This window comes from Weissella sp. ESL1139 (genome assembly GCF_058506735.1).
In genome coordinates, this window is the sequence record NZ_CP196375.1 from 727,815 (window position 1) to 743,632 (window position 15,818).

The window sequence follows — 15,818 nt, forward strand, 5'->3', positions numbered from 1 at the left end:
TAATAAAATATTTTTAAATCTTCTTTGTATGAAATGGTTCACTTTTCCCTAAGGCTTATAAAATTCGTTACGATAACCCTAGAATCAAGAAATTAAAATAATTTTTTAAGGGAGATCACACATGGTATCAAAGAAATTAGCAATGCGTTTAGACAAGAAACAAACCGAATTAGCCAATGCCGAGGCTAAAGTTAAGGCCTTAAAAGGCGAAGTGGGCGAATTAAAGCAACAAGTTCAACTAGAATTAGTTAAAAAGTTACAAGATAATTTACACACTGATGATTTAGGAACGATTGAGCAGTTTATTGCCCAAGCTACACCGACTGACACCACAACGTCGACAACAGCGGATGGAGGTGAATTAGATGACCATTAATCGTGCCGCCATGAAGGCGTTACCCATTCAAGGGTATTTAGATTATAAAGGGATTGATTACACCACCGAACACAATCGTGTGCGGCTGGTTGATCACGATAGTTGTGTGATTAATACTGATAAAAACGTCTTTTTTTGGAACTCAAAGCAATTATCAGGCGATTTAGGTGACTTTATTGCCGCTTATGAGGAGGTCACTCCGAAAGAAGCGTGGGTCCGTTGGTCAGAATATGGGCGCTATTACAATGGGCAAGATGCAGCCGATAAAACGAAGTACGAAACACCCGCAACAACAGACAATTATCAATTTAATTGGCAAAGATGGCGTACTGCGCAAACGACGAATAATTCAGAAAATTATTTGGTAAATGAACGAGGCTTTGATGCCACGTTTGTGCAACGTCTGGCAAACGCTGATTTTATCAAACAAGGCAAGCCAAGACAGGACCGCCAGACAAAAGAATGGCAAAAACCAGCTATTTTATTTCCATGGCATGATGAAAACGACCAAGTCGTTGGGCTAGATCAGCAAGGAACGGAAATTAACTTTGAAAAATATGGGAAACGGGGGACGCAAAAGAAAGTCGCCGCTGGATCCGATACCCGTTACGGGTATAATTTTCGCACCGGGAATGGAGCTGATCAGTTGATTGTTTTTGAATCACCGATTGATGCGCTCTCATATGCACAGCTGCATTTTACAGAACCCCAAAATAAAAATACGACTTTTTTATCACTATCGGGGACGGATCACCAAAAGGTGTTATCCCAATTAGATCGGATGAATCAATTAAATGGACATTTACCTAAGCAACTCGTTTTAGCAACAGATAATGATTTAGCCGGGTTTAAAGCGGCTGCACCGTTTAATGTATTGCAGTTTGAAGGTATGACTAACAGTCGGCAAATCCCGACGCAAGGTAAAGATTGGAACGATCAATTAAAAGCCCATGATGCTGGGATTAAAACACTCACAATGGCTGAAAATCAACAACAATTAGAGGCGTTAGAAACGTTTACGCAACAGGCTAAGCCAGCTGCTAAAGCAACGGCACCAGCGACTGATGACAAGCAAATTGCGCAACCACAACGCAAGACGCGTGCACAACGGCGTGATGACCGTAAGGGCAAAAGTCGTGAACGGAATGAACAAATTATTAAAGATGCTTTGACGCGTGTACAAAATTATCAAAATGATCCCAAAGAAGTGCAAAACTATTTGGATTTTGTGGCCCAGGGCCAAAACTATTCACCCCGGAATACATTGCTAATTTATGGGCAACGGCAAGATGCCACCATCGTCATGGGGTATAAACAATTTGCTGAACGGGGCATTCAAGTTAATAAGGGCGAAAAAGGACTGAAGATTTATGGCGCTCCTAAGAATTTGCAAAGTATTGTGACTCCCGAAGGTGATCGTGTGTACTGGCGTGATGCCACCGCTGAACAGCGCCAACAAGCCAAAGCTGGTGAGTTAGAAACGCGTACAGTCAAGCATTATCCAATTGAAACGGTGTTTGACGTCAAGCAAACGAATGCGAAGCTGGATGACTTACCGAAGTTGTTACCCAACCGGCCGGTTAATTTAGCCACTGATCAATCACCGGAACATTTGGAAACCGTTTATCAAACGCTTAAAAAATATGCCCAAGATGAACAACATGCCCGCGTGGTTGACCAAGACCAAGGGGCAATTAAATTCTTAGCGGATCATAAGCCGATGACCAGTAACGGGGTGGCCAAAGGGGCCACGGCCATTAATCGGCAAAAACCGGATGAACCAACGATTATTTTACGCCCAGATTTACCCGTGACGGATCGGATTGCCACATTAGCGCATGAAATGGGTCACACGGCGTTACATCAACAAAGTGATGACAATATCCCTAACGGGGTGCAAGAGTTGCAAGCTGAAATGACCAGTTATGTGGTCTTAAAAAATGTCGGCGTGGAACCTGGTGATATTAGTGAAAAATATATGAGTGATTGGACTAATCACTTAAAGGAATTTTCCGACCTAAAAGAGAAATCACCTAATCTAATGACCGATGTGACCAGAGCGAGTACGTCAATCACAAATTATTTATCAGATCGCCTCACAAATGGCCAACAAATAACGAATGCCCGGCGGGCGGTGCCTAACATCCAGCCAACCGCTGTGCAAATGGCCACAAACCAGGTTACCCAAGATCAAGCCAATGAAACGAAAACACGAGGACAAGCAAGATGACCACAATACAAGGTAAGTTAGTCCAAATTGCCCAAGGCAACGGACTATATATGTTAAGCGTGGATACTGAACAAGCAGCGGACGGATTATTAGAATTACCCGTCACGGCTGAACACTATCATGTGTTATTTCCAGCGGGTGATCCCGTTTTAAATGAAACATATGAATTTACGATGCAGCCTGCTGATCAACAAATGACATTAGTTAATGTTTTCCCTGTTGATGCAGAAGTCATTCCAGCGGATTTAGTCCCGACTTTAACAGCAACGCAGAACATGGAATTACAAGGAGAGCATTTTATGGATACACAGAAAGCTAGTGCAGCGCTGGAAAAACGCTTAGATGCGATTCGACAAGATGACTCATTGATGCAAGACATTCAAACCGAACTGGATCAAGAAGCGCAACAACGCTTAGCTAATATTAAAGCCCGTCAACAAGGACAAGGGATTGAACAACTTTTTACGGCTGAAGAATTAGCCCAGTTACAACAAAATCAACAACAACAACCAACTAAAACTGTTTCACTGTCAGAACAAACCCGCGTTGCGGGTCAAGATGATGATTTACCCTTGGGAGGAGATGATGACGCATGACAACCAGTTATTTAGATGTCTTTACCACGAATTTAAACCAATTAATTGCGGCAGACCCAACCGAGTATGGGGCCTTTGGTCGTGATGTTGAACTAGGGCGTTTGGTCCGAATTTTAAATCAACATAAGAAAAATAGTGCGGCTGTCTTAGGTGAAGCCGGGGTTGGTAAAACGGCGCTAGTTGAAGAACTGGTCAAACGGATTTTAACCAATGATGCGAGTTTACATGGCACATTAGTTAATCGCGAGGTGCACTCATTAGAGTTAGCCAGTTTAATGTCAAATACGACAGGCAATAATTTTGCGGCCAATTTGCATCATTTGGTGGCGGAAGTCAAAGCCAATCCGCAAATCTTGTTATTTATTGATGAGATGCATGAACTCATTGGAACGGGTGCTGAAGGAACGTCTGGTATGGATGCAGCGAATATTTTAAAGCCTGCCATCGGTCGTGGTGAGATCCAAGTCATTGGGGCAACCACTAATCATGAATTTAAACAATATATTGAAGCGGATAATGCCATGGAACGCCGATTTGATAAAGTTATGCTGGATGAATTTACACCAGCACAAACCCGGACCACTTTACAACGTATTATTGCGGCTAATCCAGAGCATCTAACCGTACCGGATGCGGTGATTGAGACGATCATTCAGTTTTCTGATCGCTACATTACCACGCATTTCTTTCCGGAAAAGGCCATTACCTTATTAGATAACGCTTTAGTTGAGGCAAAAATGAATGACCGTTCGGTCTTAATAACCCAAGATGTGGCCAATATCATCAATGAACGTTACCGGGTGCCGATGTCAGTTTTAACGGAACAAGATGATGACCGCTTATTTCAATTATACGAACGGATGCAGGGACAAGTGATTGGTCAAAATGCCGCGTTGAAAAAAATTGTTACGAGTATTCGTGTCCGTGCTGCTGGTTTAGGTGATATGAGTAAGCCCTTATCATTTCTGCTGGCCGGTACACCCGGTGTCGGTAAAACGGAAACGGCTAAAGCCTTAGCGGTGCATTACTTTGGGGACGAACGGCAATTAATTCGTTTTGATATGTCTGAATTTAAATTTGCCAAGCAATCAATGGCGCGGTTTGCGGAAAGGGCTGCCGAAGCCGTTAAATTTAATCCCTATTCAGTTTTGTTACTGGATGAGATTGAAAAAGCGGACCCGATGGTCTTAGATTTATTGCTCCAAATCCTTGATGATGGGCGCTTAACCAATGAACGCGGCCAAACGATTAACTTTAAAGATTTAATTGTTGTCATGACCACCAATATTGGTCATCAATTAATTATCGAACGAGCCGCTAAAAGTGAGAGTTATCGTCATGATCCACAACATCAAGTGACCTTCAGTAAAAACTTTGAAAATGCCTTGTTAGGGGCTGATTTACGGCAAGAATTTATCAGTCGTATTGGGGCGACCATTATTTTTGAGCCGTTAGAAGTGTCGGATGTGAAACGGATCATTGATTTGAAATTAACCAAACTTAATCGCCAAGCGCAACGACAAGGTTATCAGTTGGTTTATCGGCCACAAGACGTCAGTCAATTAATTCCAAGTTTTGCCAGTGGGCAAGAATTTGTGAATGATCAGGTGGTTGAAACGCATCCATTGATTGATTTCTTAGTAGATAAAGGATATCGCAAAAGTCTAGGTGTACGACCATTAGATGATGCCATCATGGAATTTGTCGAATCACAAATGGCAACGGCGATCTTACATGAACGACGGACCGGTCAAGTGAATGGGCATTCTTTTGTCTTTCGCGCCTGGGGGAATCCACCGGATGCGACGCATCCACGTGGTAGCTGGCAAGCCGTCGTTACACAAGCAGAATTACTCATTAAACAAGAGGAGGTTGGTGCATGAGTAGAGAATGGTTTGGGAATCGTTATGAGCAAGCCCGGTCATATGAAAAGCAGAGCCAAATTCGCTTGCGCGGGCAATTCTGGTTCCAATTAGTTATATTCGTCGGTTACTGTGTAGTCGGAATCGTGGTGGCATTACTCGTGGGTACACTAGCCGGAGCACTATGGTATATCATTCGATCAGGTCTCGGTAATATGGCCTTAAATCTATTCAATGTTTACTTTAAACCCACTTTCAGTTGGGATTATTTACAGCAATATGTGATGTTTTCCTTATCAGGCGGCGTTTTACATGAGCAGTCTTACATCATTTGGGCAATTATGTTGGTCATGTTTGCGATTTTCTGCCGGTTAGGGGTTAAAAATTGGTATGACTGGGTCCAAAAATTTGGTGATCGCACAACTAATCAAAACCGCTGGGCGACACTAAATGAAATTGAACGCACTTATGTGTTAATTCCCGATCGGAACAAGTTTTACAAGGGACCAGCGGGTCAACCAATTAGTCATATTTCGGGATATGCGTTTGCTTTTTTCAAATTGCATCCGTTCCTTTGGCTAAAACAAGTGGTCAAAGCCCCACTGGGCTTAAATCGCGAAAGCTTTCCCAAATGGTACCAGCAAGTGCGCCCACGATTAATGCAACTACCGCTGTTAAGCAAGCATTTTGATGCGCAACTGACCGTTGAAGGTGGTTTTCAAGGGTTCTACTGGATTGATCCTAAACCCACGCATGCCATTACTACCGGGGCCACCCGTTCTGGTAAGGATCAACGACGAGGCTATATCTTTATTGATATTATGCGACGGGCCGAAATCCAACCCAATATTATTGATACTGATGCGAAAAATGAAGATGCCAAGATGTCATTTGTACCACTTCAAAAAGCTGGTTACGAAGTGCAATTACTCAACATTGCTGATACAGATTGGTCCGAGTCATGGAACCCGTTCCAAGTTGCTTTAAATTACGCAATGGCCGGTGAATTAGATAAGGCACGTGATGAAGCCATGGTGATTGTCCAAATTATTGGGTCATCGAGTTCGTCTGAAGGTGGGAATGATATTTGGGATAAAACCGCTGAAGATACGCAACTAGCGATTATTTTGATTCTCTTATGGTTAGCGATGGAACAGGATGATCAAACGTTAGCCACGCCAGCCGGCGTGCCACAATTTATTAATTCAGTTAATCAATTTAATGATTCCAAGGATAAAAATTTGGACGGTTTAACGCAATACTTTAATATGCTACGCAAACTAGACCCAATGCCACCGATTATTAACGAAGCCATCCTAAAAGCTGGTTCTTACTTAGGTGCAACGGGTGATACGAAATCATCCGTCATGTTTACCTTACAAAGTCGATCAAGTTTGTTTGCGTCAGAAACCGTGGCACGTTTAACGTCACGTTCAACCATCCAAATATCTGATTATGGTTTCCCTCGTATGTTAAAAGTTAATGTACCAACAGATTACGCTGGGGCAACTGCCATGGTCGAACTTTATAAACGACAAGATGATCAAGCGCAAGGTCACTACCTAGAACAAGATGCTGTAAAAGTCAGTCGTGCCGGGGTTATCCAATATCCGTTCCAGAACGTCTTTCCGGATGATTGGTTAATCAAAATTCATTTTGCAGATAAAGGTAATCCCAAGCATCTACAAAAATCATGGCTGCAAATTAGTGGTGAAAAACGGATTAAACGTCAGTTGAATCACCAAATTAAAGTGGATCCACAGAGTCAACGCCCGGTTAAACAGGTGGTGAGTTATCCGTTGCAACAACAGTTGATCAATGATGAGGCGGCAACTTTTAGCTTGCGCTATTCAGAAAAGCCTAAAGCCTTGTTTATCGTCACACCCCAAAGTAATGATAACTATGCTGCAATTGCATCCTTGTTCTTAGGGCAAGTCTTTTCCGTGAATACACAAATTGCCTCGGAGATTACAAGAAGAAAAATGGACCGGCAGATTATCTATAAGTTAAATGAGTTTTCTATGTTCCCCCGCATTCCGGGATTTGATAATTTCTTAACCCGTGGCTTAACCTACGGTCATATTGTTGATATGTATGTGCAAGATGATGTGCAAGTCGCTAAACATTATTCAGAGTCAGAAGCTAAAGAAATCATGAACAATATGTTGACGCAATTCCACATTCAAACCAAAGACCGGGATACCAACCAAGCCGTTTCGGATCGTCTAGGTGAGATTGAGGTGCAAAAGGAAATTGTGAACTCACAGATGGGTGAACAACAACAGGACAAGGGTAATCGTCAGGTTTCTATTGATAAGATGCCGTTGTTATCAGCCAAAGAATTAGAGGAGTTGAACGATGGAGAAATGGTGATTATGCGTACGGCCAAACGTAACGATAAAAAATGGCGCCGTATTCGACCACTGCCAATCTTTGATACCGGGAAAACGTTGATGCCCAATGCGCGTGACCTCATTGGTCAAACTTATCGTTTGGATTACTACACCACTGACTTGCGGATTAAGAACAATACTAAGCATTTAAGTTATCAAGATATCTTCCAAGATTACAGTGGCTACTATCAACAATTAGCTGCGCAAGTTAATCCAGAAAAGATTACAACGGATGCTGATCAGGTAGCAGAGCAAAACCAAACATTAGCTAGTGTAAATGATGATGACGAGATTGGTAATATTAGTGAAAATAATAAGACAGATGGAAACCAGGACACGACTGACAGTCATGAAAATCAAACATCAGTTACTAGTGAATCCGATGACGAAGAAGTTGACGATTTTACGATCTGGCAACGTGAATTTGCACAACATGCTAATGAGCGTCTTATTTCCGTTGTAGACACGGTAAACAAACATTTGTTGCAACAAGTGGAAGATGCCATTGCTGACGCTTTAGATACACCAGCAATAATGGCGGATTCAGCAAAATCAGCTGTGCAAGCGGATGCCGTGAATCACCAATTTTTTAAACTACATCCAGACTTAAACAAGCAAGTAGCAATACGCGATTTTCTAGCTGATGATGACCGTTGTTTTAATTTGATGATGAACATTGCGGAATTACGTGATCCACAAGGAGTAGAAAATTAAGAAAGCGAGGAAATGCACATGATAGGATTGGTACCACTGCCAGTAAATGGGCCCACCAATGCGTTTTATGAGTCATGGGCCGACTATTTACAGCCAAAATCCCGGATGTTTTTGTCGGTCTTACAGATGATGTGCCAAGGAATTGCCGATTTATGTTATGACTTGGCCAATGCGGTTCTAACAGCATGGAATGCTGCTTGGAAATTAGCCCAGTTTAGTACGATTTTTACTAAATCCGATGGCACGGGTCAAGATATTTCAGGGTATAGCTTAACCCAGTATATTGGCACATTTTTCATGATTGGGATTATTATTTTAGCAGTCATGATGGCGATTCAATTAATCCAATTTAATTTAACGTCAGGTCGACGGGGTAAAGAATGGCCATCGGGTATTGTCACGGCTATTATTATCATTGCCCTGGTGCCCATGCTGATTTCAGGAGGAACTAAGGTTGCAAAAAGCATGAATCAGGCCATGTTAGGAACGAATACCTCGTTGGCACAAAAAGGCGGCCACAGTATTCTAACTGATATTTGGCAAAACAATTCGGTTGATCTTAAAAAGGTGGCGCAAGCGGACTTTAAAGTCAAAGAGGGTAATATTCACGATTATAGTCCGATTAAAAAAACATCCTCGAATGCCATCGTTAAGTCGTCAATTTTTACGGATACTATTGATGATAAAGCTAAAAATGCTATTAAAAATAAACAATCACAGGACGTTTTTACAAAGAAACAAGGGGAAAGTACTCCTGAAAAAGTTGATAAAGGCGGGTGGTTAAAAGGAACTGAAGAAGTTTACCCACGGGTAAAGGTGAATTGGATTGGCATTATCGCTGCCGAAATTGTCTTTGCGATTATTGGATTTTTGGCGATTATTGAATTAATTGTCCGATTCTTCAGACTGGCTTACTATTCATTAACTTTACTGGCTTTAGCCTTTCGTGATATGGAAGGTAAAAAAGCAATGCAGATATTACATGTGATGGAAGGTAGCATACTTGGTATGGCGTTGTTGCCGTTGAACCTTATTCTGTTCTTTGCATTTGTACAATGGGGTATGACGGCGATTAATAAGCAAGCACTTTCGTGGGGACCTTATACGATTATCAGTGTGGCCTTGCTGTTGGCTGCTGGTAAAGGGTTACTTTCTGGTTTTGCTTTGATTGATGACTGGACCGGTATGTCAACCGGTCATGGTAATACTGCTAGTGGTTTAATTGGGGCAGCAGCCACAGGGGCAACCGTGGGTCGAGCCACTAAGGGCGTCACGGGTGCAGCAGCACATATGGTTGGTGGTGTGACGCGTGGTGCCGCAAAAGGTGGTAAAAAAGCGGTGGGTAGTGCCCAGTCGATGAAAGCCAAGATTGCCCAAGCAGGTAAGAATAATCAAGCGACGCAACAAGCAGTACAAGCAGGTGCCAATGCAAAATCCGGTAGTGATGTCACAAGTTCAGGAAAGCAAAAAAATAGTGCGACGACGCGTTCAGAAAACAGCGCAACTGGCTTGCCCGTTAATGCAGCTGCCAATCAATCACAAGCAACTGGTGGTGGTGCTCATGAGACTATGAACAAAGGTGAGAATAACGGACAACAAGCGCCGGGGACAGATGCTCGAAAGGCTAGTCAAACGGCTAGTCCTAATGGTTTACGTACACCCGCCCAAGCGCATAATCCGGGTACGCAACCAAGTAACTCATTAAGTAATAGTAGTAGCGGTACCAGTCAATCAGCAACCACGAGTCAGTCAAGTCAAACGACCGGTCAAACAACTAGTACAACTAATGGTACGAGTGCAGGCACAGGCACTAATAACCAACCGGGACTTAAAGTACCTAATAATGCGATGAACAGTGGCAGTCAACCAGCATCACAAAGTAACACAAACCCTAGTGGTAGCCCGCAAAATGCAGCCAAGCCAGCCGTGACACCACCTAGACCAACGCCAGCAAGTAGTGTTAGTCAAAGTAGTGGTAGCCAACAACCACCAACAAGCGTAACGGGTGGCACATCAAGTGGAACAATACCAACAAACACATCTCAAGCGGCAATGCCAGGACAGTCAGTGAGTTCAGGATCGCGACCAACGACGGGACCAACACGACCAACTAATCAATCGATAACTAGTCAACCAGTACCTAATCAACGTGCCAATAATGCTGGTCAGACAACACAAAATAGCACGAGTCGCCAAACGAGTGGTCAACCAACTAGACAGACGTCAGCTACCCAGCAATCATCAAATACTGTGTATAGTAAACTTGAAAAAGAAGTCCAAAATGATTTGCGTCAAGCCTATCCGAAGAAAGCTAATCCACAACGTTCAGTCCCAAAAGATAATGGAGGTAGATGATGAGTAACAAAATCAAATGGCTTATTGGTATTCTTGCAACACTCGTAGTTGTGACAGGTGGTGTCTCATATGGCATCTATAAACATAATCAACCCTTATCAGACGAAGCTTTTAGCAAACTGGCAATTGATGAACAATTTGAAAAAGCGCCGGCAGGTCATTATATACATTTACGGAAAGATGATCCAACGCTATATAGGACGACTTGGTCGGCAAAACAAATAAAACATTATTTTATTTATAAAAATGGTAAGGCCAAAAATCATCTACCAGAAGGTAACTATAATGAAAAAACTAAATTAGGTACTAATCAATTATTTAACGATAAACGCTTGATCGATAAAGTGAAAGGTGACGGTATACTAGGTCAGATTCATACGGCACTTTTTGACAACAGTAAGTTCAACGAAAATATGACCTATGATCCTGACTTAGCTTTTAATTGGTACTTTAATAGTCCCGAACAAGCACAGAAAGATCCCGATGTTAAAGAAAATGTCAATGATTTGATTCGTTAATGATACAATATACTTAAACGTATACGCTAAGTATAATTACAAGTATACGCAATGTTATACGATTACGTATACTTGTCCATATGAAAAAAGGCGTCCAACATGAATTTCGTGTTGAACGCCTTTTATTATGCACTTAATTAATCTTTTGATTGTTGCTCTAAGATGGCTTGAAAAATTTCAACGGCAAAACTTGATAAGCCCGCATAACCGTTTTGCTTCGCAAGAGCTGTTAATTCCTGTTTCATCGTGGGGGTCATTGTAATGGATACTGATTGCTTGCGTTCACTCGTGGGTTTGGTATTGATATTAAGACCGGCTACTAAATCAGCAACGTTGTGTTGGCGAACGGGGTTTTGGGCAAAGGCCTCTTTCATCTGTTGGTCACTAGTGGTTTGTTTTGAATTAAATGACATAAATATACTCCTAATTATGTTGACTATCTTGCAAAGTTTGCGTCATATTCGTGAATTGGGTTATTAACTGCGCTTTAAAGCCGGGATACTGTCTTAATGTACTGGCAGACATCTCAACGACGGCTTGTTTTTGGGCCGTTGATTTACGCATGATTTCACGGGCGTCAATTTGGGCAATAACATTTGGCATCGTTGCTAATGCTTCACGAAACTGGCGACTTTCAATGGTATTGTGTTGAATTTTGTTACCGATAAAATAAACCTTCGCATCAATATCACTGACGCCCGTCCGAGGGTCGATACTGTCTTGTCGATATTCAGCCATACGGAGTTCAAATTGCGTTTTGAGTTGTTTAAATCCATACTCACTAGGTTCCAATGGCACGATGACGGCGTCACTGACTGCAATCATATTTTTTGTGAGTAAACCAAATTCTGGGTGGGTATCAATCAAGATAAAATCATAAGCTTTAATTTGCGTTGTATGTTGACGCATCCATTGCATCAATAAATATTCACGATACATTTTTGTTTGAATTAAGCCTTCAACGCGATCCAAATTGGGTGAAGCTGGTAATAAATCAATATTTTGGGTAACTGGTCGGATAACAGGGTCACCGCCAATAAACACATCTAATAGTGTATTTTCGTTGGTAATTAAATCATATGTGGCACTTAAATTCGCTTGAAAGTCACCATCGATTAATAGCACATGATAATTGTTTTGTGCTAACCAGGCAGTGTAATTAAAGACCAGCGTGGTTTTACCGACGCCACCCTTAGATCCAGTAAATGTCATAATTTGCATCATTATTTTCTCACTTGTTTAGTTGTCAAAATGAAAGTTTGGTTAGTTAATCAAAGAAATAATGTGTCGATATAAGCAGTATAACACCAGGCTTTTGTTAAGCGTATACGATACGTATATCTTTAAACATACTTAACATCATACGCATAAGTATATGTTTAAACATACTCATGAGTATACGTAAGCGTATGTGGTGAAGCATACGCAATATGATGCTTAATCGTATACGCACAAAAATGTTTAATAACTATAATCCAAAAAAGTTGTATGAAATGGTTCACTTTTCCCTAAGGCTTATAAAATTCGTTACGATAAGGTAGTTAATCAAAGAAATAGATTATTGAAAGGTGGCATTTTTATGCAAGGTTATAACTATCGTGAATTTTCACCAGGTAACAATATCTGGCAAAAACAACCACGACTTTTATTTTTAAATTTTGAACGACTAGCGGTATTAGGGGGCTTTTTCATGTTTACTTATATCATGCTATCCAAAGCGTTTTCATATCAATTGACATTTTCAAAAGGTTTCTTCCTGGTGGTCATGGTGGTCACAGCGATTTATGCCATCTTACCGGCACCCAGCAATCCGAATAGTTTAGTGATTGATGAAGTCTTTGTACGCGGTCCTAAAACGGTCAGTTCACAAGGTCTGCACGGCTCAATGAAATGCATGCCATTGGAAAAGGAGGATTAAATGGGGTTTAAAAAACAAAAAAAGCACAATCTGTCGTTGAAACAAGTGGCTGAATTACGACGACCAAAAGTTGACTTGTTGGATTCATTACCGTTTAAACGCTTTGAAGGTGAGGATCATTTATTGGTGTTAGCCGGTAATGATAAACAAGATGACGGTTATATGGATATGTTGACGATTTATGGCAAAGACTTAGATTTCGTATATGGTGTGGGTTCCGAAGGTGCCTCAAATATCATCCGTGATTACCATTTGTTACTCAATACGTTTACCAGTGATTTTGATATTATCATCACCCGGATGGCCGCTGAAACCACCATTCAACAACGGGCTTGGTTGGCTAATCGGCAAGCCATTGATCAAGAAATGGCGCAAACCACAGATGAACGCCGTTATCGGCAATTACAACTGCGACATCAATTAGTCACGGATCAAATGGCCAGCTTGCGCCACGTTGCCGAAAACGTAAAACATCAAAGTTATACGGCTTTTATTTATGGTGAATCGGCAGCAGAAACTCGGACCGCTAGAGAAATCTTTATCAGTTCTGGTGGCCGGGCGATTACAGCCCAACCGATGTCATTAAAGCAAAAACAAACGATGCTGCAGATTTTACAAGATCCGACGCAACAATTAAATCAATAAAACGCAATAAATTAAAGGAGGCGCAAATATGAAAAAAAGTGTGGCGGCAAAACTACGTAATCAAGGTTATGATTTAGATTTAATCTGGCAGGTCCAAAATCCTAGTCCCACCATTTATCATTCTGACTATATTCATTTCGGAAATGGCGTTGGCACGATTGTCACGATTTATGATTATCCCAAAGAAACGCAACAACAAATGTGGTTCCGCAATTTGTTAGATACGGAAAATACGATTACGATTTTGAAGGTTGGAACTGAATCACGGGCCAAAGTGGAAAAAGCCTTACAAGATGCGGCGAATGCCAATAATGCGATTTTAGGGGATAAGTGGCAAAACGATCAACGCAAGTTGTTGGCCGGCAATGAGTACCAACAAAATATGGCCGATTTGAATGATGCCTTGAATGGGCAAGAAATCTATAAACGCTTGTACGTGCGCGTATTATTTACGGAACGAACGATTGAAAAACTGCGTATGAAACTAGATGATTTTCGACAACGTTTGAGTAATTATAAATCAATGGTCTATGCTGGCGAAATGGCCAATCATATGCGCCAATTCTTTATGCCAGCGATGAAAGTACAAGATATTGCGCTTAAAGATAAGGGCTTCCCTATGAAATCTTATTCATTGGCCGGCACGTATGCCTTTAACCAAACCTTTTTGGCTGATCCACGGGGTGCCAATTTAGCCACAACTTTTCAAGGGGGTGAGGTCACTTTTGATCCGAGTCATTCGGATGGTAAACATCGTACCACGGCCTATAACTTAATTATTGGTGATTCTGGTTCAGGTAAATCAACCTGGATGCATCAACAATTGGATCCGTTATTTGCTCGTGGCGACACGATTTGGTTATTCGATCGTACTCGCCGGTACTTTCCTCACATTCAACAATTGGGGGGCTTAATTTTAACGATGGACGGTTCCCAAAACCGGGTTAATATCTTGCATGTCTTTGGTACAGTGTTAGATGAACATGGTCAAATTGATGTGATTAATTCCTTTTTACAACATCTGGAAAAAGTTAAAACGTATTATGCTACCTTAAATCCAGAAGCCGGTGTGGGTGAGTTAAATTTGTTTATGGATGAATTACGGCGCTTTTATATTGAAGATCAAGAGATGTGGTCATATTCACCTGAAGATCACCCCGAAGAATTACGAATTATTGGGTTAGATGCTAACGCTTATCCAACTTTGGAAACATTTATTAGCTATCTACAAGCTCGCCAACTAAATGCGCGAGATTTTACCGGCAATAACCGGGATCGTTTAGATAATATTGTCATGGTATTAAATAATCTTTTGAATCAATATGGCTCAAAAGTGAATGGTCATACGGATGTGCCTGATTTGTCAGACGAACAATTGATTATGTTTGATACGTCAGGTATGGCAGAATGGGAACCGAAAGTTTACGCTGCGCAATACTTTAGTATTATGTCATTGATGAATGCCTATGTGGTCATGAATGGGTACCAACAATTAGCAAGAGAACAACGTGGTGAATTTACGAAACAAACCGTTGCTGATGGGACCGCAGCGCCGAAATACTTCTGGTGGATCCAGGATGAGGCGGATGACGTGATTAACTATACGAACCCGTTAGGGATTTCATTTGCTGATAAGATGATGCAACAACAACGTAAGAATTACTTTGGGCTGTTTATGATTTTCCCCGGTTTAAAGAATGTATTACCGACTGGGCAACAACAAGATTCGGAAGAAGCCCGTGCCATGACCGACTTTTTCAATCGTTTCCAAAATCATCATATTGGCCGGCTGCCAGAAGATGACAAAAATCGATATGCCAGTGTGACGAGTCGTTCAGATGCCACGTCAGATCAATTAGATACGTTACCGATGCTACAAGTGGGGCAATTCTTATTAATTCTGCGAGGCTTCCAGTCGATTTTTATTACAGCCTATCGGCCAACCGATGACCAATTACGGATGTATGGTGGAGGTATATAAATGAGTCAAAAAGAGCACAATAAAAACCGTTTGAATCGTTATAAACCCAGTACCATTCGAGCGGATGCTGAACGAGATTATCAACGCTACAAGGCAACCGGTGAATGGCCAAAAAATGACCCAGCTGTGATGAAACGCACGTTACGTTTAGTCTTAATCACTGTCGTGATTTTCTTAGTGCTTGCCATCGTGTTGCTGTTACAAGCGATAGGGGGTTAGGCCATGAAAAA

13 protein-coding genes are annotated in these 15,818 nt (G+C 41.6%); 11 read left to right on the top strand and 2 right to left on the bottom strand.

Annotated elements, in window-relative coordinates:
- Positions 1-121: 121 nt before the first annotated feature.
- From ACSYSF_RS03395 to ACSYSF_RS03425, 7 genes are read left to right on the top strand one after another with little or no spacing between them, the layout of a single operon-like run.
- Complete coding sequence (locus ACSYSF_RS03395; protein ID WP_489868483.1) at positions 122-376, top strand: hypothetical protein; 255 nt, start codon at positions 122-124, stop codon at positions 374-376.
- Positions 366-2,606, top strand: coding sequence for a toprim domain-containing protein (locus tag ACSYSF_RS03400; RefSeq protein WP_489868484.1), 2,241 nt, complete (start codon positions 366-368; stop codon positions 2,604-2,606). Before ACSYSF_RS03395 ends, ACSYSF_RS03400 begins: the two co-directional genes overlap by 11 nt.
- Positions 2,603-3,202: a hypothetical protein gene (locus ACSYSF_RS03405; RefSeq protein WP_489868485.1), complete on the top strand. Its 600-nt coding sequence runs from the start codon at positions 2,603-2,605 to the stop codon at positions 3,200-3,202. Before ACSYSF_RS03400 ends, ACSYSF_RS03405 begins: the two co-directional genes overlap by 4 nt.
- Positions 3,199-5,085 (top strand): AAA family ATPase, encoded by a 1,887-nt coding sequence (locus ACSYSF_RS03410; protein WP_489868486.1) that lies wholly within the window; start codon positions 3,199-3,201, stop codon positions 5,083-5,085. The genes ACSYSF_RS03405 and ACSYSF_RS03410 overlap by 4 nt, the downstream gene beginning before the upstream one ends.
- Entirely contained in the window at positions 5,082-8,171 is a 3,090-nt protein-coding gene (locus ACSYSF_RS03415) for a type IV secretory system conjugative DNA transfer family protein (protein ID WP_489868487.1), read from the top strand. Before ACSYSF_RS03410 ends, ACSYSF_RS03415 begins: the two co-directional genes overlap by 4 nt.
- A gap of 18 nt (positions 8,172-8,189) precedes the next feature.
- Complete coding sequence (locus tag ACSYSF_RS03420; RefSeq protein ID WP_491737252.1) at positions 8,190-10,526, top strand: pLS20_p028 family conjugation system transmembrane protein; 2,337 nt, start codon at positions 8,190-8,192, stop codon at positions 10,524-10,526.
- On the top strand, positions 10,526-11,044 hold the full coding sequence (locus ACSYSF_RS03425; RefSeq protein WP_489868489.1) for a hypothetical protein: 519 nt from the start codon (positions 10,526-10,528) through the stop codon (positions 11,042-11,044). The genes ACSYSF_RS03420 and ACSYSF_RS03425 overlap by 1 nt, the downstream gene beginning before the upstream one ends.
- 137 nt (positions 11,045-11,181) lie before the next feature.
- Here the strand turns inward: ACSYSF_RS03425 and ACSYSF_RS03430 are convergent, their stop codons facing one another.
- Positions 11,182-11,457: a hypothetical protein gene (locus ACSYSF_RS03430; protein ID WP_489868490.1), complete on the bottom strand. Its 276-nt coding sequence runs from the start codon at positions 11,455-11,457 to the stop codon at positions 11,182-11,184.
- Between the two features lie 10 nt (positions 11,458-11,467).
- A complete protein-coding gene (locus ACSYSF_RS03435; RefSeq protein ID WP_489868491.1) occupies positions 11,468-12,268 on the bottom strand; it encodes a ParA family protein in 801 nt (266 codons plus the stop codon).
- A gap of 355 nt (positions 12,269-12,623) precedes the next feature.
- Here ACSYSF_RS03435 and ACSYSF_RS03440 point away from each other — a divergent pair, with 355 nt between their 5' ends.
- Genes ACSYSF_RS03440 through ACSYSF_RS03455 form a run of 4 tightly spaced genes read left to right on the top strand, consistent with a single transcriptional unit; the run spans position 12,624 to position 15,807 of the window.
- Positions 12,624-12,962: a hypothetical protein gene (locus ACSYSF_RS03440; protein ID WP_489868492.1), complete on the top strand. Its 339-nt coding sequence runs from the start codon at positions 12,624-12,626 to the stop codon at positions 12,960-12,962.
- Positions 12,963-13,607 carry a hypothetical protein gene (locus tag ACSYSF_RS03445; RefSeq protein WP_489868493.1) on the top strand — a complete coding sequence of 215 codons (645 nt, stop codon included), beginning with the start codon at positions 12,963-12,965 and terminating at the stop codon, positions 13,605-13,607.
- 28 nt (positions 13,608-13,635) lie between these two features.
- Positions 13,636-15,588, top strand: a complete 1,953-nt coding sequence (locus tag ACSYSF_RS03450; protein WP_489868494.1) for a type IV secretion system protein VirB4 — start codon at positions 13,636-13,638, stop codon at positions 15,586-15,588.
- A complete protein-coding gene (locus ACSYSF_RS03455) occupies positions 15,589-15,807 on the top strand; it encodes a hypothetical protein (protein ID WP_489868495.1) in 219 nt (72 codons plus the stop codon).
- The last annotated feature ends 11 nt before the right edge of the window (positions 15,808-15,818 follow it).

Excerpts from the sequence above, each read along its gene's own strand:
- ACSYSF_RS03395 (WP_489868483.1), top strand. The coding sequence starts at position 122 with ATGGTATCAAAGAAATTAGCAATGCGTTTAGACAAGAAACAAACCGAA.
- ACSYSF_RS03415 (WP_489868487.1), top strand. The coding sequence starts at position 5,082 with ATGAGTAGAGAATGGTTTGGGAATCGTTATGAGCAAGCCCGGTCATAT.
- ACSYSF_RS03405 (WP_489868485.1), top strand. The coding sequence starts at position 2,603 with ATGACCACAATACAAGGTAAGTTAGTCCAAATTGCCCAAGGCAACGGA.
- ACSYSF_RS03420 (WP_491737252.1), top strand. The coding sequence starts at position 8,190 with ATGATAGGATTGGTACCACTGCCAGTAAATGGGCCCACCAATGCGTTT.
- ACSYSF_RS03445 (WP_489868493.1), top strand. The coding sequence starts at position 12,963 with ATGGGGTTTAAAAAACAAAAAAAGCACAATCTGTCGTTGAAACAAGTG.
- ACSYSF_RS03400 (WP_489868484.1), top strand. The coding sequence starts at position 366 with ATGACCATTAATCGTGCCGCCATGAAGGCGTTACCCATTCAAGGGTAT.
- ACSYSF_RS03430 (WP_489868490.1), bottom strand. The coding sequence starts at position 11,457 with ATGTCATTTAATTCAAAACAAACCACTAGTGACCAACAGATGAAAGAG.
- ACSYSF_RS03455 (WP_489868495.1), top strand. The coding sequence starts at position 15,589 with ATGAGTCAAAAAGAGCACAATAAAAACCGTTTGAATCGTTATAAACCC.
- ACSYSF_RS03425 (WP_489868489.1), top strand. The coding sequence starts at position 10,526 with ATGAGTAACAAAATCAAATGGCTTATTGGTATTCTTGCAACACTCGTA.
- ACSYSF_RS03410 (WP_489868486.1), top strand. The coding sequence starts at position 3,199 with ATGACAACCAGTTATTTAGATGTCTTTACCACGAATTTAAACCAATTA.
- ACSYSF_RS03450 (WP_489868494.1), top strand. The coding sequence starts at position 13,636 with ATGAAAAAAAGTGTGGCGGCAAAACTACGTAATCAAGGTTATGATTTA.
- ACSYSF_RS03440 (WP_489868492.1), top strand. The coding sequence starts at position 12,624 with ATGCAAGGTTATAACTATCGTGAATTTTCACCAGGTAACAATATCTGG.
- ACSYSF_RS03435 (WP_489868491.1), bottom strand. The coding sequence starts at position 12,268 with ATGATGCAAATTATGACATTTACTGGATCTAAGGGTGGCGTCGGTAAA.